The sequence below is a fragment of the Paracoccus sp. KKT209 genome (assembly GCF_055635455.1).
Genome location: NZ_CM145758.1, coordinates 268280 through 290000, shown reverse-complemented (window position 1 = coordinate 290000; position 21721 = coordinate 268280). Strand labels below are relative to the sequence as shown.

23 protein-coding genes (1 of these 23 only partly in view) are annotated in these 21721 nt (G+C 68.6%); 10 read left to right on the top strand and 13 right to left on the bottom strand.

Annotated elements, in window-relative coordinates; genetic code table 11:
• The 4 genes from ACZ2G3_RS01445 to ACZ2G3_RS01430 all read right to left on the bottom strand — a co-directional run.
• Positions 1-496: the 5' portion of a protein-methionine-sulfoxide reductase heme-binding subunit MsrQ gene (locus ACZ2G3_RS01445; RefSeq protein ID WP_470397206.1), read on the bottom strand. It extends 125 nt beyond the left edge of the window; 496 of the gene's 621 nt are visible here — the first part of the coding sequence; its start codon is at positions 494-496; its stop codon lies beyond the left edge, outside the window.
• A complete protein-coding gene (gene msrP, locus ACZ2G3_RS01440) occupies positions 496-1407 on the bottom strand; it encodes a protein-methionine-sulfoxide reductase catalytic subunit MsrP (protein WP_470397205.1) in 912 nt (303 codons plus the stop codon). Before msrP ends, ACZ2G3_RS01445 begins: the two co-directional genes overlap by 1 nt.
• 126 nt (positions 1408-1533) lie before the next feature.
• The gene (gene recQ / locus ACZ2G3_RS01435) at positions 1534-3585 is read right to left on the bottom strand and encodes a DNA helicase RecQ (RefSeq protein WP_470397204.1); all 2052 of its coding nucleotides are present in this window, start codon (positions 3583-3585) and stop codon (positions 1534-1536) included.
• Positions 3585-3878, bottom strand: coding sequence for a YggT family protein (locus tag ACZ2G3_RS01430; RefSeq protein ID WP_419268860.1), 294 nt, complete (start codon positions 3876-3878; stop codon positions 3585-3587). The genes recQ and ACZ2G3_RS01430 overlap by 1 nt, the downstream gene beginning before the upstream one ends.
• Before the next feature lie 142 nt (positions 3879-4020).
• Here ACZ2G3_RS01430 and ACZ2G3_RS01425 point away from each other — a divergent pair, with 142 nt between their 5' ends.
• From ACZ2G3_RS01425 to ACZ2G3_RS01405, 5 genes are all read left to right on the top strand, one after another.
• Positions 4021-4581: an acyl-CoA thioesterase gene (locus ACZ2G3_RS01425; RefSeq protein WP_419268857.1), complete on the top strand. Its 561-nt coding sequence runs from the start codon at positions 4021-4023 to the stop codon at positions 4579-4581.
• 45 nt (positions 4582-4626) lie between these two features.
• On the top strand, positions 4627-5997 hold the full coding sequence (locus ACZ2G3_RS01420) for an MFS transporter (protein ID WP_470397203.1): 1371 nt from the start codon (positions 4627-4629) through the stop codon (positions 5995-5997).
• Positions 5994-6857: a penicillin-insensitive murein endopeptidase gene (mepA, locus tag ACZ2G3_RS01415; RefSeq protein WP_470397202.1), complete on the top strand. Its 864-nt coding sequence runs from the start codon at positions 5994-5996 to the stop codon at positions 6855-6857. The genes ACZ2G3_RS01420 and mepA overlap by 4 nt, the downstream gene beginning before the upstream one ends.
• Positions 6830-7759 (top strand): esterase-like activity of phytase family protein, encoded by a 930-nt coding sequence (locus ACZ2G3_RS01410; protein WP_470397201.1) that lies wholly within the window; start codon positions 6830-6832, stop codon positions 7757-7759. Before mepA ends, ACZ2G3_RS01410 begins: the two co-directional genes overlap by 28 nt.
• A gap of 93 nt (positions 7760-7852) precedes the next feature.
• Positions 7853-8455 (top strand): queuosine precursor transporter, encoded by a 603-nt coding sequence (locus ACZ2G3_RS01405; protein WP_470397200.1) that lies wholly within the window; start codon positions 7853-7855, stop codon positions 8453-8455.
• A 411-nt stretch (positions 8456-8866) separates the two neighbouring features.
• Here the strand turns inward: ACZ2G3_RS01405 and ACZ2G3_RS01400 are convergent, their stop codons facing one another.
• Positions 8867-10048 (bottom strand): acetyl-CoA C-acyltransferase family protein, encoded by a 1182-nt coding sequence (locus tag ACZ2G3_RS01400; protein ID WP_470397199.1) that lies wholly within the window; start codon positions 10046-10048, stop codon positions 8867-8869.
• Between the two features lie 166 nt (positions 10049-10214).
• On the opposite strand from ACZ2G3_RS01400, the gene ACZ2G3_RS01395 reads away from it, so the two are divergent.
• From ACZ2G3_RS01395 to ACZ2G3_RS01385, 3 genes are all read left to right on the top strand, one after another.
• The gene (locus ACZ2G3_RS01395) at positions 10215-10586 is read left to right on the top strand and encodes a winged helix-turn-helix domain-containing protein (protein WP_419268830.1); all 372 of its coding nucleotides are present in this window, start codon (positions 10215-10217) and stop codon (positions 10584-10586) included.
• Positions 10587-10730: 144 nt separating this feature from the next.
• Complete coding sequence (locus ACZ2G3_RS01390; RefSeq protein ID WP_470397198.1) at positions 10731-11312, top strand: transglycosylase SLT domain-containing protein; 582 nt, start codon at positions 10731-10733, stop codon at positions 11310-11312.
• A gap of 61 nt (positions 11313-11373) precedes the next feature.
• Positions 11374-11961, top strand: coding sequence for a glutathione S-transferase family protein (locus ACZ2G3_RS01385; protein ID WP_470397197.1), 588 nt, complete (start codon positions 11374-11376; stop codon positions 11959-11961).
• Here ACZ2G3_RS01385 and ACZ2G3_RS01380 read toward each other — a convergent pair.
• The 6 genes from ACZ2G3_RS01380 to ACZ2G3_RS01355 all read right to left on the bottom strand — a co-directional run bounded on the left by ACZ2G3_RS01380 (position 11937) and on the right by ACZ2G3_RS01355 (position 18100).
• Positions 11937-12104, bottom strand: a complete 168-nt coding sequence (locus ACZ2G3_RS01380; RefSeq protein WP_470397196.1) for a hypothetical protein — start codon at positions 12102-12104, stop codon at positions 11937-11939. The genes ACZ2G3_RS01385 and ACZ2G3_RS01380 overlap by 25 nt on opposite strands.
• A gap of 109 nt (positions 12105-12213) precedes the next feature.
• Positions 12214-13383, bottom strand: coding sequence for a TIGR03862 family flavoprotein (locus ACZ2G3_RS01375; RefSeq protein ID WP_470399006.1), 1170 nt, complete (start codon positions 13381-13383; stop codon positions 12214-12216).
• A gap of 62 nt (positions 13384-13445) precedes the next feature.
• Entirely contained in the window at positions 13446-14474 is a 1029-nt protein-coding gene (gene holA / locus ACZ2G3_RS01370; RefSeq protein ID WP_470397195.1) for a DNA polymerase III subunit delta, read from the bottom strand.
• Between the two features lie 5 nt (positions 14475-14479).
• Positions 14480-14974 (bottom strand): LPS assembly lipoprotein LptE, encoded by a 495-nt coding sequence (gene lptE / locus ACZ2G3_RS01365; protein ID WP_470397194.1) that lies wholly within the window; start codon positions 14972-14974, stop codon positions 14480-14482.
• Positions 14961-17501, bottom strand: a complete 2541-nt coding sequence (gene leuS / locus ACZ2G3_RS01360) for a leucine--tRNA ligase (protein ID WP_470397193.1) — start codon at positions 17499-17501, stop codon at positions 14961-14963. Before leuS ends, lptE begins: the two co-directional genes overlap by 14 nt.
• 110 nt (positions 17502-17611) lie before the next feature.
• The gene (locus ACZ2G3_RS01355) at positions 17612-18100 is read right to left on the bottom strand and encodes a DUF3576 domain-containing protein (protein WP_470397192.1); all 489 of its coding nucleotides are present in this window, start codon (positions 18098-18100) and stop codon (positions 17612-17614) included.
• 268 nt (positions 18101-18368) lie between these two features.
• On the opposite strand from ACZ2G3_RS01355, the gene ACZ2G3_RS01350 reads away from it, so the two are divergent.
• Both ACZ2G3_RS01350 and ACZ2G3_RS01345 read left to right on the top strand, forming a co-directional pair.
• Entirely contained in the window at positions 18369-19367 is a 999-nt protein-coding gene (locus ACZ2G3_RS01350; protein ID WP_470397191.1) for a porin, read from the top strand.
• A gap of 70 nt (positions 19368-19437) precedes the next feature.
• Positions 19438-20091 (top strand): YggS family pyridoxal phosphate-dependent enzyme, encoded by a 654-nt coding sequence (locus tag ACZ2G3_RS01345; RefSeq protein ID WP_470397190.1) that lies wholly within the window; start codon positions 19438-19440, stop codon positions 20089-20091.
• A gap of 6 nt (positions 20092-20097) precedes the next feature.
• Here the strand turns inward: ACZ2G3_RS01345 and ACZ2G3_RS01340 are convergent, their stop codons facing one another.
• Together ACZ2G3_RS01340 and ribA are read right to left on the bottom strand one after the other, a co-directional pair.
• Positions 20098-20610, bottom strand: coding sequence for a L,D-transpeptidase family protein (locus ACZ2G3_RS01340; protein WP_470397189.1), 513 nt, complete (start codon positions 20608-20610; stop codon positions 20098-20100).
• On the bottom strand, positions 20607-21668 hold the full coding sequence (gene ribA, locus ACZ2G3_RS01335; RefSeq protein ID WP_419268818.1) for a GTP cyclohydrolase II: 1062 nt from the start codon (positions 21666-21668) through the stop codon (positions 20607-20609). Before ribA ends, ACZ2G3_RS01340 begins: the two co-directional genes overlap by 4 nt.
• Positions 21669-21721: the final 53 nt, after the last annotated feature.

Here is a 21721-nt window from a genome sequence, read left to right as displayed (position 1 = left end):
AATGCAGGGCCACCAAGGGAGCCGCCAGGTAGACAAGCTTGTGCAGCGTCCGCCAGCTCTGGCCGCCCAGCTTGCGCAGCGACAGGTTGTTCGAAGTCAGGGCCAGCGGCAGCAGCATCACGAAGGCCAGCATTCCGAACAGCAGATAGGGCCGCTTGACGATGTCGCGTGCCATCTGCGCCCACAGGAACCCCATGTCCATCACGACCCAAGCCAGCACATGCGGCAACGCATAGGCAAAGCAGAGGATCCCCAGGGCGCGCCGGAACCGCATCAGCGAAATGCCGGTCAGCCGCATCAGGGGCGTGACCGCCAGCCCCCCGACCAGAAAGTAAAGCGCCGTCCGACCCAGACGGTGCTCGATCTCCCGGATCGGGTCGACGCCCAGGCCGCCCGCGACCGTATCCCAGACCAGCAGGGCAAAGGGCAGCGCCCCTGCCAGCCAGACCAGCCAGACGGGGACAAGGCGCAGGCTGTCGTTGATCCGGCGGACCATCAGTAATTCGCCTTCAGGTCCATGCCCGCGTAAAGCTGCGCCACCTGATTGGCATAGCCGTTGAACATCAGCGTCTCCTCGCGGCCCGCAAACAGGCCGGCGCCCACGCGCCGCTCGGTCGCCTGGCTCCAGCGCGGATGATCGACGGTCGGGTTCACATTGGCGTAGAAACCATATTCCGACGGCTGCATCTGCTGCCAAGTCGCCAGGGGCTGCTGGTCGGTCAGGGTGATGCGGACGATCGACTTGATCGACTTGAACCCGTATTTCCACGGCACGACCAGCCGGATGGGCGCACCGTTCTGCTTGGGCATCGGTTCGGAATAGAGACCGGTGGCCAGGATCGTCAGCGGATGCATCGCCTCGTCCAGCCGCAGCCCCTCGCGATAGGGCCAGTCCAGGATGGCGCGGGTCTGCCCCGGCATCTCGGACGGGCGCATCACGGTCTCGAAGGCCACGAACTTGGCCCCGGGCTGGACGCCCACCTTTTCAAGGACCGAAGCCAGCGGCACGCCGATCCAGGGCACGACCATCGACCAGGCCTCGACGCAGCGCAGGCGATAGATCCGCTCCTCCAGCGCATTGTCGGGGGCCAGGTCCTCGACGCCATAGCTGCCCGGGCGATTCACCATGCCGCCGATCTCGACCGACCAGGGATCGATGGTCAGCGCAGCCGCATAGCGCGCGGGATCCTCCTTGCCGGTCCCGAACTCGTAGAAATTGTTGTAGTTGGTGATCTGCTCGAAGGTGTTGGGCGTCTCGGCGGTCGAAAAGGGCGACGGCTTGCCGGTCAGCGCCGCGGCCGCGCCCGGCAGCAGCGCGGATGCGCCCAATGCGGCGCCGGCGGCCATGAACCGGCGGCGGTCCAGGAACACGGACTGGGGGGTGACGTCGGACCAGGTGAGTTTCATGTCGATCTCCGATCTGCAGGACAGCGCTGTCCCGATTGCAGCTTGTCACAAGACACGGGGCAAGCGGCCCGGGTGGTGCATCACATTCGGTTGAAAGATCGAATTGCGCCCCGGTCAGGCGGCGCCTCAGTCGGCGCGCTCGATCTCGGACAGGAAGGCGTCGGCAAAGCGGTCCATGCGGGGCGCATCCAGGTGGCGGGTCAGCGCCTCGCGGCTGGCGGGCCGGGATTCCGCGATGCGCCGGATCTGTCCGGTCGAACAGGACAGCGGCTTCTCGGTCCCGTCCTCGCCGCGCTGCAGCCGCGCCTGCGCCTCCACCAGCCGATCGAACAGCGCGCCTTCGGGCCGCCCGGCCAGCGCGCGGCGGGCCGGATGCATCTGCGGCTGCGCGCCGGCGATCACCGACAGGAACTCGGCGCCAAAGCTTTCCAGCTTCTTGGCGCCCACCCCGCCGATCCGGGCCATCTGGTCCAGGTCCTGAGGACGCTTCTGCGCCATCTCGATCAGGGTCCGGTCGGGAAAGATCACATAGGCCGGCACGCGGGCGGCCTCGGCCAAGGCGCGCCGCTTGGCCTTCAGCGCCGACAGAAGCGGCTCGTCCTCCTCGTCGACCTGGGTGCGCAGGACATTCGCGGCGCGGGCGTTCTGGGTCGTGTCCTGGCGCAGGGTGACGCTTTCCTCGCCGCGCAGGATCGGATGGGCGGCCTCGGTCAGGTGCAGGGCACCGTGACGCTCGGGGTCGGGACGGCAGAGGTCCAACCCCATCATCTGCCGAAAGATCGCCTGCCACTGGCCCCTTCCGAAATCGCGGCCGACCCCAAAGGTCGGCAGCTGGTCATGGCCGCGTTCGCGCACCTTGTCGGTGGTGGTGCCGGTCAGCACGTCGATCAGGTGGCCGCTGCCGAACCATTCGCCGGTGCGCAGCATGGCCGACAGCGCCTTCCTGACGGCCAGCGTGCCGTCGAACAGCTTGGGCGGGACCTGGCACAGGTCGCAATTGCCGCAGTCCTCGGCCAGCTCCTCGCCGAAATAGGCCAGCAGGCGGCGGCGGCGGCAGCCGGTGGCCTCGGCCAGCCCCAGCAGCGCGTTCAGCCGGGCGTGATCGCCGGCCTTGCGGGCAGGATCGGCCAGCCCCTCGTCGATCTGCGTGCGGCGCAGGCGGATGTCGTCGGGACCGTACAGCGTCAGCGTGTCGGCCGGATCACCGTCCCGGCCCGCGCGGCCGATCTCCTGGTAATAGCCCTCGATGGATTTCGGCAGATCGGCATGCAGCACCCAGCGGATGTCGGGCTTGTCGATGCCCATGCCAAAGGCCACGGTCGCGACCACGATCAGCCCGTCCTCGCGCTGGAACCGCGCCTCGGCCTCGCGCCGCGCCTCGGCCTCCAGGCCCGCGTGATAGGCGATGGCCGGGTGCCCGGCCTCGCGCAGCGCCTGCGCCAGGGTCTCGGTCCGCGCCCGCGCCCCGCAATAGATGATCCCGGACTGCCCGCGCCGCGCGGCGACATAGGTCAGCACCTGGGTGCGCGGGCTGTTCTTGGGCTGAAAGGCAAGGCGGATGTTCGGGCGGTCGAACCCGCGCAGGAAGGTGACCGGCGGGGCGCCCTCGAACAGGCGCGTCACGATCTCGGCCCGCGTCTCGACATCGGCGGTGGCGGTGAAGGCCGCCAGCGGCACGTCCAGCGTGCGTTTCAGGTCGCCGATGCGCAGATAGTCGGGGCGGAAGTCATGGCCCCACTGGCTGACGCAATGCGCCTCGTCCACCGCGATGGCCGTGACATTGGCGCGGCGCAGCAGGTTCACCGTCCCACCCGAGGCCAGCCGCTCCGGCGCCATGTAGAGGATCTTCAACTGACCCGCAGACAGCGCCTGGAACACCGCCTCGGTCTCGGCCTCAGTATTGCCGCTGGTCAGGGCGCCGGCCTCGACGCCGGCCTCGCGCAGCGCGCGCACCTGATCCCGCATCAGCGCGATCAGCGGAGAGATGACCACCGTCACGCCTTCGCGCATCAGCGCCGGCAGCTGATAGCACAGCGACTTGCCGCCCCCCGTGGGCATGATCGCCAGCACGTCGCGCCCCTGCGCCACGGCCTCGACGATCTCCTGCTGGCCGGGACGGAAGCCGTCAAAGCCCCAGACCTGGCGCAGAAGATCGCCCGCAGGAAGGTCTCGCGCCATCAGAAGCCGTAGAAGAACCCGGCATTGTTGGCCAGGGCCCGCTGCAGGATGATGATGATGATAAAGACGATCAGCGGCGCCAGGTCCAGCCCGCCGGTGCGGGGCAGCATGTTGCGGATCGGGGCATAGACCGGCTCCAGCAGGCGGTTCAGCCCGTCCCAGATCTGCGCGACCAGCGGCTGGCGCAGGTTCAGCACCTGGAAGTTGATCAGCCAGGACATGATGATGTGGACGATCATGATGAACCACACGACCTGCAGGATCAGTTGCAAGGCCTCGTACAGCGTTCCCATGGTCACTCCTTCGTCCGCGGCGGTTTTGCACTGTATGGCGACGTGCCGGGCCTGACGCAAGCCGATGCGACCCGATGCCGCCGCGTTCGCCTTGACGCCCTCTTGATCCGCGGCCACCCAAGGCGCAAAGGAAAGGGCTGCCATGTATCCGCTGATCCGCTTTGCCAAAGAGATGCTGAAATTCCGCAATGCGCCCCGGCTGGCGCCGACCGGAACGCATGTCTCGACCCATGTCTGCTGGCCCTGGGACCTCGACCCCTGGATCGAGCTGAACAACGGCCGCACCCTGACCCTGTTCGACCTGGGCCGCATCCCGCTGGCCAGCCGCACCGGCCTGATCCCGATCCTGCGCGCGCGGGGCTGGGGCATCACGGTTGCGGGCAACTCGACCCGCTATCGGCGCCGCATTCGGGCGTTCCAGCGCTTCACGATGATGTCGCGCACCGTGGGCTGGGATCACCGCTTCGTCTACATGGAACAATCGATGTGGCGGGGAACGGAATGCTGCAACCAAGTGCTGATCCGCTCGGCCGTGACTTCGGCGCAGGGCATCGTGCCGCCGGCCGAGGTGATGGCCGCGATGGGGCACAGCCCCGACAGTCCGCCCCTGCCCGACTGGATCACCGCATGGATCGCGGCCGACGCCGTGCGCCCCTGGCCCCCGGCCATCCCCGAGGACGCGAAACTTTCCTTGCCAGTCTGACGGTTGCCGGGCCTTATGTCGCCGAACGCGCGACAGGGGGACGGCATGAACCGCAAGCGGATCTGGGGCTGGTGGTTTTTCGATTGGGCCAGCCAGCCCTTTCACACGCTGCTGCTGACCTTCATCTTCTCGATCTACTTCGCCGAGGTCGCCAAGCGCCACTTCATCGCGATGGGCGACAGCAGCACGATGGCCGGGGCCCATGCGCAGGCGCTGTGGGGCTATGGTCTGGCGATCAGCGGTGCGGTGATCGCGCTGCTGGCGCCGATCCTGGGCGCCATCGCCGACACCTCCGGGCGGCGGCTGCCCTGGGTATGGCTGTTTTCCATCCTCTATGTCGTCGGATCGGCGGGCCTGTGGTGGCTGATGCCCACCCAGCCCGCCCTGGTCCAGGCCATCGTGCTGTTCGGCATCGGCCTGATCGGGGTCGAGTTCGCCACCATCTTCACCAATGCCATGCTGCCCGGCCTTGCCCCCCGGCACGAGGTCGGCCGCCTCTCCGGTTCCGGCTACGCCTTCGGCTATCTGGGCGGCGTGGTGTCGCTGGCGCTGATGCTGGCGCTGTTCGCCGAAACCCCGGGCGGCGTTACCCTGGCGGGCATCCCGCCGCTCTTCGGGCTTGACCCCGCCCTGCGCGAAGGAACGCGCTTTGTCGGTCCCTTCACCGCGATCTGGTACGTCGTCTTCATGCTGCCCTTCTTTCTGTGGGTCCGCGAACCGGACGTGGCGCGGCGTCCGCTCCGGGTGCGGGCGGCGCTGCGCGACCTCTGGGCGCTGGTGCGCAGCCTGCGCCATCGCCGCAGCCTGGCGCTGTGGCTGCTGTCCTCGATGTTTTCCCGCGATGCGCTGAACGCGCTTTACGGATTTGGCGGCGTCTATGCGGGGACGGTGCTGGGCTGGCCGGTCTTCCTGGCCGGGATCTTCGGGGTGATCAGCGCCATCTCGGCCGCGATCATCAGCTGGCTGGGCGGCCGCGCCGACCGCAGCTTCGGCCCGCGGGCGGTCATCATGACCTGCATCCTGGCGTTGACCGCCGTCTGCACGCTTCTGGTCGGCATGGACCGCAATTCCGTCTTCGGGATGCCCGTCGGGGCCGAGCCGCTACTGGCGGGGCTGCGCCTGCCCGACCTGATCTTCTTTGCCTGCGGCGCGGTGATCGGGGGCGCGGGGGGCGCGCTGCAGGCGGCCAGCCGCACCATGATGGTCCGCCACACGACCGAGGCGCGCGCGACCGAGGGCTTTGGCCTTTATGCCCTGTCGGGCAAGGCTACCGCCTTCCTGGCACCCTTCCTGATCGCGCTCAGCACCGATCTCAGCGGCAGCCAGCGGATCGGATTCCTTCCGCTGATCGTGATCTTCCTTGTCGCGCTGGTTCTGCTAGGGTGGGTCGACCCGGAAGGAGAGGCCCAACCGTGATCAAGAAGACCCTGACCGCCGCCGCCCTGATGCTGGGACTGGCGCTGCCCGCCGCCGCCGACCCACTGGCCAAGGACGTGTTCGGCGCGTTCCGCGGCCCATCGCAGGGGCCGGCCGTCGCCATCGGCTATTATTCCCAAGGCTGCGCCCAGGGGTTGGTGCAGCTGCCCGAAACCGGCCCGACCTGGCAGGCCATGCGCCTGTCGCGCGACCGCCACTGGGGCCATCCGGTGATGATCGACTTTCTGGTCGGCCTGTCACGTGCCGCCCGGCAGGCGGGCTGGCAAGGACTGTATATCGGCGACATCAGCCAGCCACGCGGCGGGCCGATGACCTCGGGCCATGCCAGCCACCAGATCGGGCTGGACGCGGATATCTGGATGCTGCCGCCCCCCGCGCTGAACCTCAGCCGCCAGCAGCGCGAGAACATCTCCTCCGTCTCGGTCGTGGCTTCGAACGGGCTGGGCCTGTCGGGCAACTGGACGCCGCAGCACATGTCGATCATGCGCGCCGCCGCCGGCGACCGGCGGGTCGAACGGATCCTGGTCGATCCCGTGGCCAAGGTCGCGATGTGCCAGATGGAAACCGGCGATCGCGGCTGGCTGCGCAAGGTGCGCCCGATCAACGCCCATGATTATCACTTCCATGTCCGGCTGTCCTGTCCCGCCGGCTCGATCTGCCGCACCCAGGACCCGCCCCCGCCCGGCGACGGCTGCGCCGAGGCGCAGCAGTGGATCAACAACCGCGCCAACCCGTCCCGCGCCCCATCGGCTCCGGCCGATCCCGATTACCGCCATCCCCGCACCTATCGGCTCAGCGAGCTTCCGCGACAATGCAACACCGTCGCCGCGGCACCCTGAGCGCCCGGCTGACCGCTGCGGCCCTGTCGCTGGCCCTCGGCACCGCGCCCGTTCTTGCAGGCGCGGTGCTTGACCATGTGGGCACCTATGTCTGGCGCTACGATCACGCCAGCTTCGGCGGCTTTTCCGGCATCGAGATCAGCCCGGACGGGCGGAGCTTCCACGCATTGACCGACCGCTCGCACCTGTACTGGGGCAGCGTCGAACGGGACGACCAGGGCCTCATCCGCGGCATGAACATCGCCGGGCGCGCCAATCTGCAGGACAGCCAGGGCAAGCCGCTGCCACCGGGCTATACCGGCGACAGCGAGGGGCTGGCCGTGGACAGGGACGGCGGCATCTGGGTCAGTTTCGAAGGCCTGGACCGCGTCGCCTCCTATCCCGATCCCGACCGCCCGGCCGTCCGCCTGCCGCTTCCGCCGCAGCTGCCCGGCATGGGCGTGAATTCAGGGTTGGAGGCCTTGGCGATCCGGGACGACGGCACGCTGATCGCCGTGCCTGAACGCTCAGGTGGGCCGGACCTGCCCTTCCCGGTCCTGGCCTTCGACGGTGCCTGGTCGCGGCTGACCCAGATCCGCCGCGATCCGCGCTGGCTGCCGGTCGGCGCCGATTTCGGGCCCGACGGCCTCTTCTACCTGCTGGAGCGGGACTTTCGCGGCATCCTCGGCTTTTCCTCGCGCCTGCGCCGGATGGAGCTGACCCCGGACGGTCCCCGGAACGAGGAGATCCTGCTGGAAACCCGCCCGCTGCAATATGACAACCTCGAGGGCATCTCGGTCTGGGACGACGGGCAGGGCATCCGGATCACCATGATCTCGGACGACAACTTCATGTTCCTGCAGCGCACCGAGATCGTCGAATACCGCCTGCACGACACCACCCGGCAGGCGCAGCGGAATTGACAAGCCGGCAGGCCGGGGCATAAGCGGCCCTGCCCGCGCCCAAAGGCCGGGCCAAGTTCTTCCGCAACCTTGCAAAACGGAAAAATCCCCCCGATGACCCGCTTCCTGCCCGGCATCCTTGCCATGGCCGCCATCGTCGTGGCGTCGAACATCCTGGTGCAGTTCGTGATCGGCGACTGGCTGACCTGGGGCGCCTTCACCTATCCGCTGGCCTTCCTGGTCACCGATGTCATGAACCGCATCCACGGGCCGGCGGCGGCGCGGCGGGTCGTTCTGGCGGGCTTTGTCACCGGCCTGGCCTGTTCGCTGGTCGCCGCCGGCCTGCAGGCCACGACGCTGCGAATCGCGATGGCCTCGGGCACGGCCTTCCTGGTGGCGCAGCTGGCCGATGTCGCCGTCTTCGACGCGTTGCGGAAAGGCCGCTGGTGGCGCGCGCCGCTGGCCTCGACACTGGTCGGATCGGGCCTGGACACGGCGCTGTTCTTCACCATCGCCTTCTGGGCGGGCCTGCCTGCCGACATCAACACAGGCTGGGCGGCAGAGCCCGTTCCGCTGCTTGGTCAGGGACCGGTCACGGCCCTGTGGGTTTCGTTGGCAGTTGCCGACTGGCTGGTCAAACTTGGTCTGGCCCTACTGGCCCTTGTGCCTTTCCGACTGATTGTCCGCAATTTGTTGCGGGGGTCGGACAAAAGCTGATTGACAGAATTTCGATCTGTGTCACCATTTCCCTATAACGGCAATCTTTTGAAAGGAGGTGGTCCAGTGTCGAGAGTGATAGTGGAGAGAGGTGTCGGAACATTCAGGGGGGCCGTGGCCTGAGGGCAGCCCCAAGGGTCGTAAACCCTGGTTGGGACCGGATGTCTTTCCATCCCTAACCGGACCATCTCCGTGGATCTCGCGGGCCGCCTTCTTGGGGCGGCCCGTTCCCCAGTTAGAGACGCAGGGATCTTCATCCCCGCGCTCCAACGCAAAAAGGACGGCCTCGCGGCCGTCCTTTTCCGTTTTGGTTAGTCGCCATAAGATGCCTCAGGTCGGCAGGCGGGGCCTGCCTTGGGCGGTTGATTCTCAGGTCCGGCCGACGCCCGAACAGCGTCGGCCGGACGCCCTTCAGATCCGCTCTATGGCAATTGCGATACCCTGCCCGCCCCCGATGCACATGGTGATCAGCCCGATGCGGCCGCCGGTCCGCTCCAGTTCGTGCAGCGCCTTGACGGTCAGGATCGCGCCGGTCGCGCCGACCGGGTGGCCCAGGGCGATGGCGCCGCCGTTCGGGTTCACCCGGGCCGGATCAAGCCCCAACCCCTTGTTCACCGCCAGCGCCTGCGCGGCAAAGGCCTCGTTCGATTCGATCACGTCGAACTGCGCCACCGTCAGCCCGGTGCGCTTCATCAGCGCCTCGACCGCCGGGATGGGGCCGATGCCCATGACCTCGGGGCGCACGCCGGCCACGGCATAGCCCAAGATGCGCGCGCGCGGGGTCAGGCCGGCCGCCTCGGCCGCCTCGGACCGCGCCAGCACCAGGGCGGCCGCGCCGTCATTGATGCCGCTGGCATTGCCCGCAGTGACGGAACCACCCTTCTGGAAGACCGCCTTCAGACCCGCCAGCTTGTCCAGGCTGGTCTCCTTGGGATGCTCGTCGGTGTCGAAGGCGACGGTGCCCTTGCGGGTCTTCACCTCGATCGGGACGATCTGGTCGCGGAAATGACCGGCGGCGATGGCGGCCGCCGCGCGGCGCTGCGATTCCATCGCGAACTCGTCCTGCTGCTCGCGGCTGATGTCATGTTCGGCGGCGACGTTTTCCGCCGTGACGCCCATGTGGCCGGTGCCCATCGGGCAGGTCAGCGCGCCGGTCATCATGTCCAGCATCGCCTGGTCGCCCATCTTGGCCCCGAAGCGGGCCGAGGGCAGGATATAGGGCGACCGGCTCATGCTTTCGGCGCCCCCCGCGACGGCGAAATCCGCATCCCCCAGCAGCAGCGCCTGCGTGGCCGACACGATCGCCTGCGCGCCGGATCCGCACAGCCGGTTCACGTTCATCGCAGGGGTGGTGTGGGGGATGCCGGCGTCCAGCATCGCCACGCGGGACAGGTACATGTCGCGCGGCTCGGTGTTGATGACGTGGCCAAAGACCACCTGGCCGATCCGGTCCGGCGCGATGTGCGCGCGCTCCAGCGCGGCGCGGGTGACGGCGCTGGCTAGATCGATGGGCGGCAGGGCAGACAGGCTGCCGCCAAAGGTGCCGATCGCCGTGCGGGCGGCGGACAGGATGACGATTTCAGATGTTGACATGGGGGCCTCCTCTTGCCTTGGGGCAGAATAGGCCGCCTGTCCCGTCCCGCAAGTCGCGCGTCCGATTCCGTCGCGGCACGCGGCGAAACGCGCCCGGCCACAGGACAAATTGCAGAGCGCGCGATCCGGCGCTATGCTTGCCAGGAATAACGAGACGAGGCCCCGCATGACCCAGACCGCGACCGCCCCCCGGCTGCGCATCAAGCTTCGCCTCGAATACGACAGCCCGCTGATCTTGGGGCCAGGCAAAGCCGAGCTTCTCAGCCGCATCGCGCGGCTTGGTTCCATCTCGGCCGCCGCGCGCGAGATGGGCATGAGCTACAAGCGCGCCTGGACCCTGGTCGAGGAGATGAACATGGCCTTTGCCGACCCGGTGATCGACAGTGCCCGCGGCGGCGCAGGCGGCGGCGGCGCGACCGTCACGCCCACCGGGGAAAAGGTGCTGCTGCATTACCGCGCGCTGGAGACGCTGCTGCGCGAGGCGGGGGCGGAAAACCTGCATGCCCTGAACGCCCTTCTGCGTCCCGAAAGCAACTGAGCCGCCCGGCCATCAACAAAGCTGCGCCGTCCCCCGGCCCGGGGCGGTTTGTCCCGCCCCTTCTTCCGGCTTTGTGATTTCACTGCCGCGTGATTTCCCGTAATATCTCCGGAAAAGCAGAACAACGAGCAGCACGAGGGCAGAATGAACAGGCTACTGAAGCTGGCCATTGTTGGGCTGGTCGCCTCTTGCGGCGGCGGCAACTACAGCGCGCCGCGTCAGCTGGACAATGCTTGCGCCATCGCGGCCGAACGTCCCGCCTATCTGCGGGCCATGCGCCAGACCGAACGCAAATGGGGCGTGCCGGTGCATGTCCAGATGGCGACGATGTACCAGGAATCAAAGTTCATCGGCGATGCGCGGACCCCGCATCAATATGCCTTGGGCGTCATCCCGATCGGCCGGCAGAGCAGCGCCTTCGGCTATTCCCAGGCCCTCGACGGCACCTGGGAGGAATATCAGCGCGCCACCAGGAACTCGCGCGCGCGCCGCGACAACATCCGCGACGCCACGGATTTCATGGGCTGGTACATGGATGGCAGCCAGAAGCAGCTGGGCCTGTCCATGCATGATGCCGGATCGCAATACCTGGCCTATCACGAGGGGCGTGGCGGATTTGCCCGCGGCAGCCACCGGCAAAAGGCCTGGCTGATGCGCGTGGCCGGACAGGTCGGGCAACGATCTGAGATGTATCGCCAGCAGCTGGCGGCCTGCCGCCGCGCTTGATCGCTTGACGCCGGAAAGGGGCTGGGGTCCTCTGAGGTCAGCAGATCGAGGGGAACAGCACATGTATCGCGTCATCGGAACCGGCAAGTCCCGGGCCTTCCGCGTCCTTTGGATGCTGGAGGAGCTGGGCCTGACCTACCAGCATGTCCCGGCCAATCCGCGCAGCGAGGGCGTGGCGCAGTTCAACCCGACGGGCAAGGTGCCGGTGCTGATCGATGACGGCACGCCGATCACCGATTCGACCGCGATCCTGACCTATCTGGCCGACCGGCACGGCCAGCTGACCCACAAGGCCGGCACCCTGGACCGCGCCCGCCAGGACAGCCTGACCCAGTTCCTACTGGACGAATTCGACGCGGCGCTGTGGCTGGCCGCCCGCCACAGCTTCATCCTGCCCGAGGAGCTGCGACTCAGCGCGATCAAGAACACGCTGCGGTGGGAATTCGAGACCAGCCAGAAGACGCTGGTCCATCGCATGGCGGACGGCCCCTTCCTGATGGGCGACCAGATGACCGTGCCGGACATCATCCTGGGCCATTGCCTGGACTGGGCCCTGATCGCGCGCTTTCCGATCACCGAGCCGCGCCTGACCGAGCATCTGGACCGGATGCGCGGCCGCTCCGCCTATGGGCGGGCCGCGGCGCTCTGATCGGCTGCGGGGGGCGGGGCGGGAGACGCGGCGTTCGGCTGCGGCGGATCGGTCCGGCCCACGCTGGCCTGGGCGGCGGGGGCCAGAAAGTCGTCGATCCGGCGCCGATCCTCGGGCGTCAGGTCGGTGATCGTGTGCGTCATCGGAAACCTCTTCTGCCGACAAAGGGCCGGCCGCGGTGGTTCCTCCCCTGGGGGAACAGGCTAGCGGGGCCTTGCCCGATTCGTCCGCGAAGATCCGGGCTTTTGCGACTCAGGTCGCAGAGAGCCGCGCGGCCGCCGCCCGTCCCGCACGCCGCCCGGTGGCCATGCAGCCGGTCAGCAGATAGCCCCCGGTCGGCGCCTCCCAGTCCAGCATCTCTCCGGCGGCAAAGACGCCGGGCAACGCGCGCAGCTCCAGGTCGGTGTGCAGGGCACGGGAGGTGATGCCCCCCGCCGACGAAATCGCCCGCTCCAGCCCCATCGAACCTTCGTGGCGCAGGGAAAGCGACTTGGCGCGCGCGGCCCAGGCCTGCGGATCCTCCGGCAGGGGCCTGCCCCATTCCAGCAGCAGCGCGACCTTGACCGGATCGCCCAGCACGCGGCGCAGCCAGTTGCCCAGGGACAGCCGGCCACGCGGCTGCGCAAAGCGTCGTGCCAATGCCTCCGGGCTGAGGTCCGGGGCCAGGTCGATGCGGGCCTCCGCGCCGTCACGGATCGCCGCCGCAACCTCGTAGATGCCGCCGCCCTCGATCCCCGCGCGGGAAATCACCCATTCGCCCCGCCCGACCCGGTCGCCCCGGTCGCCCACGACCAAGGCCGTGCCCTTGACCGGTGTTCCCAGAAACCGCTGCATCGGCTCCGACCAACTGACGCGAAAGCCCATGTTGGCGGGGCGGAAAGGCGCCACTTCCACGCCCGCCCCCGCCAGGATCGGCACCCAGGCCGCGTCCGACCCCAGCCGCGGCCAGCTTGCCCCGCCCAGGGCCAGCACGGTCACCGCAGGGCGCAGCAGCCTGTGTCCCTCCGGCGTGTCGAACCGGAACCCGCCGTCCTCCAGCCCCACCCACCGCCAGCGGCGGCGCAGATCCACCCCGCCGCCGGCCAGCCGCGCCAGCCAGGCCCGCAGCAGGGGGGAGGCCTTCATGCCCAATGGAAAGACCCGCCCGGTGGAGCCCGCGAACAGCTCCACCCCCAGGCCCTCGGCCCAGGCCATCACCTCGGGCGAACCGAAGCTCGCGCCCGTACCGTCCTCCAGCAGGTGGCCCCGCGGTTCGGCCGACAGGTCGCCGCCGGCAAGATGGGCCTGGAACACCGGCAGCGGTTCAACCCTTGTCAAGTTCAGGCCGGACTTTCCCGCCATCAGGAACTTGCGCGCCGGGCTGGGCATGGCCTCGGCCACGATCACCCTGCGGCCCGGCGCCATCAGCATCTCGGCCGCCATCAGCCCGGCCGGGCCTGCCCCGATCACCAGCGCATCGACCACCAGCGCGTCAGGCGGATCGCTCACCTGCGGCCCCGGGGCTTCATGGCCAGCCGCAGCAGGGCCCGCTCGACCAGCGGCATCTGCGGCGCGCGGCTGGTCGAGCGCAGCGTCATGTCCGTCGCCAGCAACAGCGACACCGCCTCCTCCAGCGGCCCCATGCCCCAGCTTTGCGCCTGCCGCGCCATGCGGTCGCGACGCGGCCCGAACACCGGCGGCCGCGCCCGCGCCAATGCCACACCCGGCCCGGCCGGATCGGCCGCCGCCAGGTGCAGCGCGCGGAAATGGCGCAGCGCGGCGATGCACAGCGTCACCGGCGCGATGCCCTGCTGCTCGATGCGCCGCATCAGCGGGCCGAAATCCCCCTCGCGGCGCTCGGCCACGACATGGATCAGCTCGTCCAGATCCGCCTCGATCGTGGCCGGGGCCAGCAGGGCGATCTCCTCGGCGGTCAGCGGCGCGGGATCGCCGTGCTTGTAGAGGCCGATCTTCTCGACCGTCTGGCGCAGGTCGCCCGGGTCCAGGGCGCGGGCCAGCAGCATCAGTTCGCGCATCGCCTCGCGCGGGACCTCGCGCAGGCCGGCCTCGGCCAGCCAGCGGGCGACCTCCTCCTCGCCGGGCGGGTCGTCATAGACCGGGGCCGTCACGGCCTGGCCATGCGTCTCGAACAGCTTGCGCAGGGCCGAGGTCTTGGACAGCGAAGCCGCCGTCACCACCACAACCGCGTCACCCTGCCGCCATTCGGTCAGCGCCGCCTGGATCGCCTCGGCCGCGCTGTCGGGCGTGTCCTCGACCACCACAGCGCGCGGGCCGGGAAAAAAGCCCACCTCGCGCACCGCGTCGACCAGCTGGGCCGGGTCGCGTTTCAGCCCCCCGCCGGCCATGCGGGTCAGGCGCATCTCCTCGTCGGCCTTTTCGCCGACCAGCGCGCGCACCGCCTCGGCGCGCTTCAGCGCCACCCGCATCGCGTCCTGGCCATAGATCAGCAGCCCCGGCCGCGAGGGGTCGGGCCGCGCCAGATAGCGCGCGATTTCTCCCCCCTTCAGCAGCACGGCCGCTACTCCGGCAGGGCGGTGGCGGCCGCCAGCAGGCGCGTCACCACCTGGTCGGCCAGCATCATCGCCAGGCGTTCGCGCGCATCCCCCTCGGCCGCCAGGGTCGAGATCGTGGTGCCGGTTGTTGAATAGGAGGTAAAGCTGCTGACCCGGCCCTGCGCCACCACCTGTCCGCCCGGTCCGGTCAGCGAGAAATCGGCCGTGCCGTTCAGGGAATAGCGGGTCGTCACCTCGTCCGGGGTGATGGCCTGGCTGACGACCGCGGCGTTGATGCGATAGTCCAGGTCGTATTCGGCCTGGTCCTCGGGCCCCAGCCTCTCAGCCAGCCGCCGGTTGAAGATGAAGTCGATCGGCGTTTCCGGATCGCGCGGCCGCACCCGACCGAACAGCCGAGCCCCCCCGCCGCCCGGCCCATAGACCGGGCTGAGCCCGCAGGCCGCCAGCGCCAGCACCCCCAGCAGCAGGGCGCGGCGCGGCAGGCGCTCAGGCGACCACATTGACGATCCGTCCGGGCACGACGATCAGCTTCTTGGGCGCCGCACCTTCCAGAAAACGCTGCACCGTCTCGTCGGCCAGAACCAGCGCCTCGATCTGCTCCTTGGCCATGTCCTTGGGAACGGCGATCTCGGCCCGGCGCTTGCCGTTGATCTGGATGGGCAGGGTGACACTGTCATCCTCCAGCATCGCCGGATCCGCCTGAGGCCACGCGGCGTCCACCACCAGCCCCTGGCCGCCGGACCTGGCCCAGATCTCCTCGGCCAGGTGCGGCACCATCGGCGCCATCAGCTGCGCCATGATCCGCAGGACGGCGCGGCGCGCCTCGCCCCCGGCCTGCGACTTGCCCACCGCATTGGCCAGCTCGTACAGCTTGGCCACGGCCTTGTTGAAGGCAAAGCCCTCGATGGCACGGGTGACATCGGCAATGGCGCGATGGGCGGCGCGGGTGAGGGTAATGTCGTCGCCCCCCTCGGCCGGGGCCTCATCGGCCAGGCGCCACAGCCGCGACAGGAACTTGGACGCCGCCTCCGCCCCCGAGGCGGTCCATTCCACGTCGCGCTCGGGCGGGCTGTCGGACAGCATGAACCATCGGGCCGTGTCGGCACCAAAGCTTTCGACGATGTTGACCGGATCGACGACGTTCTTCTTGGACTTGGACATCTTGGCCGAAGGGATCACCTGGACCACCGTGCCGTCCGCCAGCCTGCCCTCGGTCACGTCCTCGGGCAGATGATAGACCGGCCGCCCCCGCGCGTCCTCGGTCATGTAGATCTCGTGCGTGACCATGCCTTGGGTGAACAGCGCGTCGAAGGGCTCCTTGGCGCTTTCGGGCAGATGCCCGGTCTGCACCATCGCGCGCGCAAAGAAGCGCGAATAGAGCAGGTGCAGGATCGCGTGCTCGATGCCGCCGATATACTGGTCCACGTTCATCCAGTAATCCGCATCTGCGCGGGTCGTGGGCGTTTCCGCCCCAGGCGACGTGAACCGCGCGTAATACCAGGAACTGTCCACAAAGGTGTCCATCGTGTCGGTTTCCCGACGCGCCGCGCCCCCGCATTTCGGGCAGGTGGCCTGGCGCCAGGTCGGGTGGCGGTCCAGCGGGTTGCCCGGCACGTCAAAGGTCACGTCCTGCGGCAGCAGCACCGGCAGGTTCCCCTTCGCCTCGGGCACCGTGCCGCAGGCGTCGCAATGCACCACCGGGATCGGGCAGCCCCAATAGCGCTGGCGCGAGATGCCCCAGTCGCGCAGGCGGAACTTGGTCACGCCCTCGCCATAGCCCGCGCCTTCCGCATGGGCGATGGCGGCGTCCACGGCGGCCTCGCCGGTCTGGTCGACGGCCCCGCTGAAGCCGCGGACATAAGTGACGGCCTCGGTCTTGGCCGGCACGAAGGGGGCATCCGCCACCAGCGCGTCGGCCTGCTCCTGCGTCATGCCGGGCTGGCCAAAGGTCGCGCGGATGGACAGGCCGTATTTCGTGGCGAACTCGTGGTCGCGCTCGTCATGCGCCGGGCTGCCAAAGATCGCGCCGGTACCGTAATCCATCAGCACAAAATTCGCGATCCAGATCGGCAGGCGCCAGTCCGGGTCCAGCGGATGCGCGACGGTCAGGCCGGTGTCGAAGCCCAGCTTGGGCGCGGTCTCGATCGCCTCCTCGGTGGTGCCGATCTTGCGGCACTCCTCGCGGAAGGCCTCGATCTCGGGGCGGGTCGCGGCCAGCTCCTTGACCAGCGGATGATCCGGCGACAGCGCGACGAAGCTGGCCCCCATCAGCGTGTCGGGACGGGTCGTATAGACCTCGATCGCCTCATGGCCTGCGGGGGCATCGACGGTGGCGAACCGGAACTGCAGCCCGCGCGACTTGCCGATCCAGTTGGCCTGCATCAGCCGCACCTTTTCCGGCCAGCCCTTCAGCCCGTCCAGCGCCTCCAGCAGCTCATCGCTGTAATCGCTGATCTTGAAGAACCACTGCGTCAGCTCGCGCCGTTCGACCGTGGCGCCCGACCGCCAGCCCTTGCCGTCGATCACCTGTTCATTGGCCAGCACGGTCATGTCGACCGGGTCCCAGTTCACCTGCGCCGACTTGCGGGTGATCAGGCCAGCCTCCAGCATGTCCAGGAACAGCGCCTGCTGCTGCGCCACATAGGCGTCGTCGCAGGTCGCGAACTCGCGGCTCCAGTCGATGGACAGGCCCAAGGGCTTCAGCTGATCCCGCATCGTCGCGATATTGGCATAGGTCCAGTCCCGCGGATGCCCGCCCTGTTCCATCGCGGCGTTTTCGGCGGGCATGCCGAAGGCGTCCCAACCCATCGGGTGCAGCACCGAAAACCCCTGCGCGCGCTTGAACCGCGCCACCACGTCGCCCATCGTGTAATTGCGCACATGGCCCATGTGGATGCGCCCCGACGGATAGGGGAACATCTCCAGGACATAGTATTTCGGGCGCTCGTCGCGGATGGCGGTGAAGGTGCCGGCGTCGGCCCAGGCCTTCTGCCAGCGGGCTTCGCTTGTCGCGGGATCATAGGGCATGTCGGACCTCGGGCGTCATTCGTTGCCGGGCGGGTTTATACCCCCCGCCGCAGCGGGTCCAGAGGCCGGCAAGGGGGCGGCCGGCACCACAGGTGCCCCGCCCCGCCGCGTCACAGGCGGCCGTCGCGCAACCGCAGTTGCCGGGCCCGGGTCAGGATCGCATCCTCGACCGCGCGGACGGTGCCGGGTTCCACCGCCCCGCCGCCGGGACCCTGCAGCGACAGGCGCAGGCTGCGCGCGTCCAGGGCCGGATCGCTGATCTGGATCGTCGCGCGATAGGACCGCCCCCCACCCGGAGGCGTGCCATAACCGGTCTGGATCACGCCGGTGAAGGGATCGATCGTCTGCACCGGCAGGAAGTTCAGAACCTCCAGGCTGGCGTTCCACAGGTACTTGTTGACGCCGACGGTCTGGTTCGGGTTTTCCGAGTTGCGCAGCAAGTCCTGGATGCGGGTGACCCGCGCCGAGGGACGCTCGTCCGCGGCGGTCAGGATCGACGGCTCCTCTCCTCCGCTGCGCGAGGCGGTGTTTCCGCAGGCTGCCAGCCCCGCGCAAAGCGTCGTGACGATCATAAGGCGCGCGGCGCGTGCGGTATCCATGCCATCCCCCGGGCTCTTTCGGTCAGGGCCAGCATTAGCCCGGATCGACCCGCTGAAACAAGCGCTTTGGGGTAGGGAGAAGGGCCTGTCCACGCTGCGTCGCAGCAGGCTTCAGGGCAGGTGTGGCCCTTGTGCATCACGGAATTGGGTAAAGAAAACAGGCCGCGCTTGAATCCGTTGCATCACAAGTTCGAAACGGTGAAACAAAATGCATACCCAAGGCGGGACCGCCGGCTTGGGCATCAGAGAGACAAGAGGGAACATCACCATGAAAAAGGCACTTTTCGCCTCCACCGCGCTGGTTCTGTCGGCCGGCGTGGCTGCTGCCGACGTGACCATCTCGGGCTATGGCCGCACCGCCATGACCTATGACGACACCCGCGACCAGGAAACGCAGATGTCGTCGCGCGTCCGCCTGAACATCCATGGCACGACCTCGACCGACCAGGGCGTCGACTTCGGCGCCCGCGTCCGCGCGCAGTGGGACCAGGGCGATGCCGGCATCACCGCGCTGTCGCCGGGCCAGCTGTATGTCACCGCCAGCGGCCTGACCGTCGCCGTGGGCAACGTCGGCACCGCGTTCGACAACGCCGGCCTGCTGTATGAATCGGAAGTCGGCCTGATCAGCCGTTCGCACGGCAACCCGTCGGGCGCCTTCTTCGCCTATGCGTCGAAAGCCTATGGCTCGGACGCTTCGGTCACCGAGTGCGTGATCGACGAGGAAACCAGCCGGCCGGTTTGTGAAACCGTTGTCGAGAACGCGACCCGCAACCGTCAGGGCGTCTCGCTGGAATATGCGGTCGACGCGCTGAAGGCCCGCATGTCCTATGTCGATCCCGACCAGACCTCGGGCGACACCACCGAAGAGATCAGCGTCTCGGCTGACTACGCGATGAACAACATCGCCCTGTCGGCTGCCGCCGTCAAAGACGGTGCCGGGATTGACGGCAACGACCAGTACTTCCTGGGCGCCTACTACACCCTGGCAGGCACCGAGAACGGCGTCGGCCTGAACTGGATCGACAACGGCTTTGCCGATGGTGAAGATCTGGGCAAGACCATCGTCCTGTACGGTGACTATGTTGTCGCTCCGCAGACCACGCTGAGCGCCTATATCGCCAACAACAACGCCGACGGCAACGAGACCGACAACGCGTTCGGCATCGGCGCCAAGTACGACCTGGGCGGCGCCTACCTGGCCGGCTCGCTGGAGCGTGGCTATTCCGAAGAAGTCCGTGGCGACTTCGGTCTGCGCTTCGACTTCTGATCCTTTCGATCAAGTCTGAATTGAAAGAGCGGGCCTTGCGCCCGCTCTTTTCTTTTTGTCAGGTGGCCGCATGGGACTGGATGACATCAAGCGCCGCATCGCCGCGGCAGAACAGGCCGCCGGGCGCAGCCCCGGCAGCGTCACGCTGATCGCGGTCAGCAAGGTGCAACCCGCCGAACGGGTCGAGGCTGTCCTGGCCACCGGACACAGCGTCTTTGGCGAGAACTATGTTCAGGAGGCGCAGGAAAAGTGGCCCGGCTGGCGGGACCGCTTTCCCGGCGTCTCGGTCCACATGATCGGCCCGCTGCAATCGAACAAGACCCGCGCGGCGGTGGCACTGTTCGACGCGATCCACACGCTGGACCGCATGACCCTGGCGCGCAAGCTGGCTCAGCAGATCGACGAGCAGGGCCGCAGGCCGCAGCTGTTCGTGCAGGTCAACACCGGGGACGAGCCGCAGAAGGCCGGCATCCTGGCGGATGAGCTGCCGGGCTTCCTGCGCTCCTGCACCGAACTGGGCCTGTCTCCCGAGGGGCTGATGTGCATCCCGCCCGAGGGCGCCGACCCGGTGCCGCATTTCCGCCTGCTGCGACGCCTGGCGCAGGATCATGGCCTGCCGGGCCTGTCGATGGGGATGAGCGCCGATTTCGAAGCCGCCATTGCGGAGGGCGCCACCCATGTCCGCGTGGGCTCTGCGATCTTCGGCGCCCGGACCTATGCCTGACGCGGGTTAGCGCCCGCCCGCCAGCTCCGGCACGATCAGCCGCGTGCCCGGCCGCGCGTGGCGCGCGATCCAGAAAAGATGCGGGCGCGTAAAGGCGATGCAGCCTTCGGTGCCAAAGCGCGGGCGGCGCCACTGGTGCAGGAAGATGGCCGACCCGGCGCCGGGCGTGGCCCGCGGCCAGTTCCAGTCCGTGGTCAGGACCAGGTCGTACAGCGGATCGGCGCGGCGCAGACGCTCGTGGCTGGCCGCCAGGGGCGCCCGCACATGGTGGTTATAGGCCGGATGCGCCGGATCGTCGCACCACAGGTCCGCAGGGCCGATGGCCCGCGCCCAAAGCGCCGGGCGGGGCAGCCGGTCGGGCCGATACCACAGCCCGGTGATGCGGTGGATCCCCGCAGGCGTCGCGTGGTCGCCTTCGCGCTTGGCGGTGCTGATCCCGGCCCTGCCGATGCTGCAAGGGAACAGCCGACCCCGAAATCGCAGCCCCAGCGGCGTCAGGACCATGTCGGCCGTGCTCACAGCAGGTGGCCCGACTTGATCGCCTTGATGTCCAGATAGCCGGTGTTGTGCCGGTTGCGGGGCACGATCAGCGGCACGCGCTCGGGCACCGCAATGCCGTGGTCCTCCATCATCGCCACCTTGCGCGGGTTGTTGGTCATCAGCCGCACCGCGCCAAAGCCCAGACGCCGCAGCAGCGCGGCACCGATGCGGAAATCGCGCTCGTCATCCTCGAAGCCCAGCCTGTGGTTGGCCTCGACCGTGTCGAAACCCTGGTTCTGCAGGTCATAGGCGCGCATCTTGTTCGCCAGCCCGATCCCCCGCCCCTCCTGGTTCAGATAAAGCAGCACGCCGGCCCCCGCCTGCCCCATCGCCGCCAGGGCCGCGTTCAACTGGGGGCCGCAGTCGCATTTCAGGCTGCCCAGCACGTCGCCGGTGAAGCAGGCCGAATGCAGCCGGGCCAGCACCGGCTGGTCGCGCGGCGGATCGCCGATCTCGATGGCGTAATGTTCGGTGCCGCCGTCGTCGGGGCGAAAGATGTGCAGCCGGGAATGTTCGGCCGACAGCAGCGGCAGCCGCGCGGCCGCGACCGGGGCCAAGGCATTCTCGGCCGCCAACTGCGCGATCAGCGGGCCGGGGGCCAGCCGCGTCAGGCCCGGCGGCACGGCAGGCACCGGCACCAGCAGCATCGCCGGCAGCAGCTCGGCCGATTTCGCCAGCGCCAGGGCGGCGCGATGGGGGGCCGCGTCGCCCCCGCGCGCGCTGGAGAGCGGCCCCTTCATCGGCATGCGCAGGTCGTCGGCCGGATCGGCCAAGGCGCGTAGCCAGGCCAGGTCCGCATCCCGCGGCAGCAGCACCCGCGCCAGCCCCTCGTCATAGACACGCGCCTTCAGCGTCTCCGCCCGCCGGGCGGTCAGCGCCAGAACCGGCTCTCCCAGCTGGCGCAGATCGGCCAGGCGCGCGGGCGACAGCGTCTCGATCGCGGCCGCCAGGTGATCGCCCAGGATGACGGGCAAGCCCATGCGCAAGTCGGCACGGGCGCGGGCAATGGTTTCGGCAAGTGTCGGGATCAGGCTCATGGGGCCACGCAATTTTGAAACAGTCTGAAACATAGCGCGCGATCCTGACAACT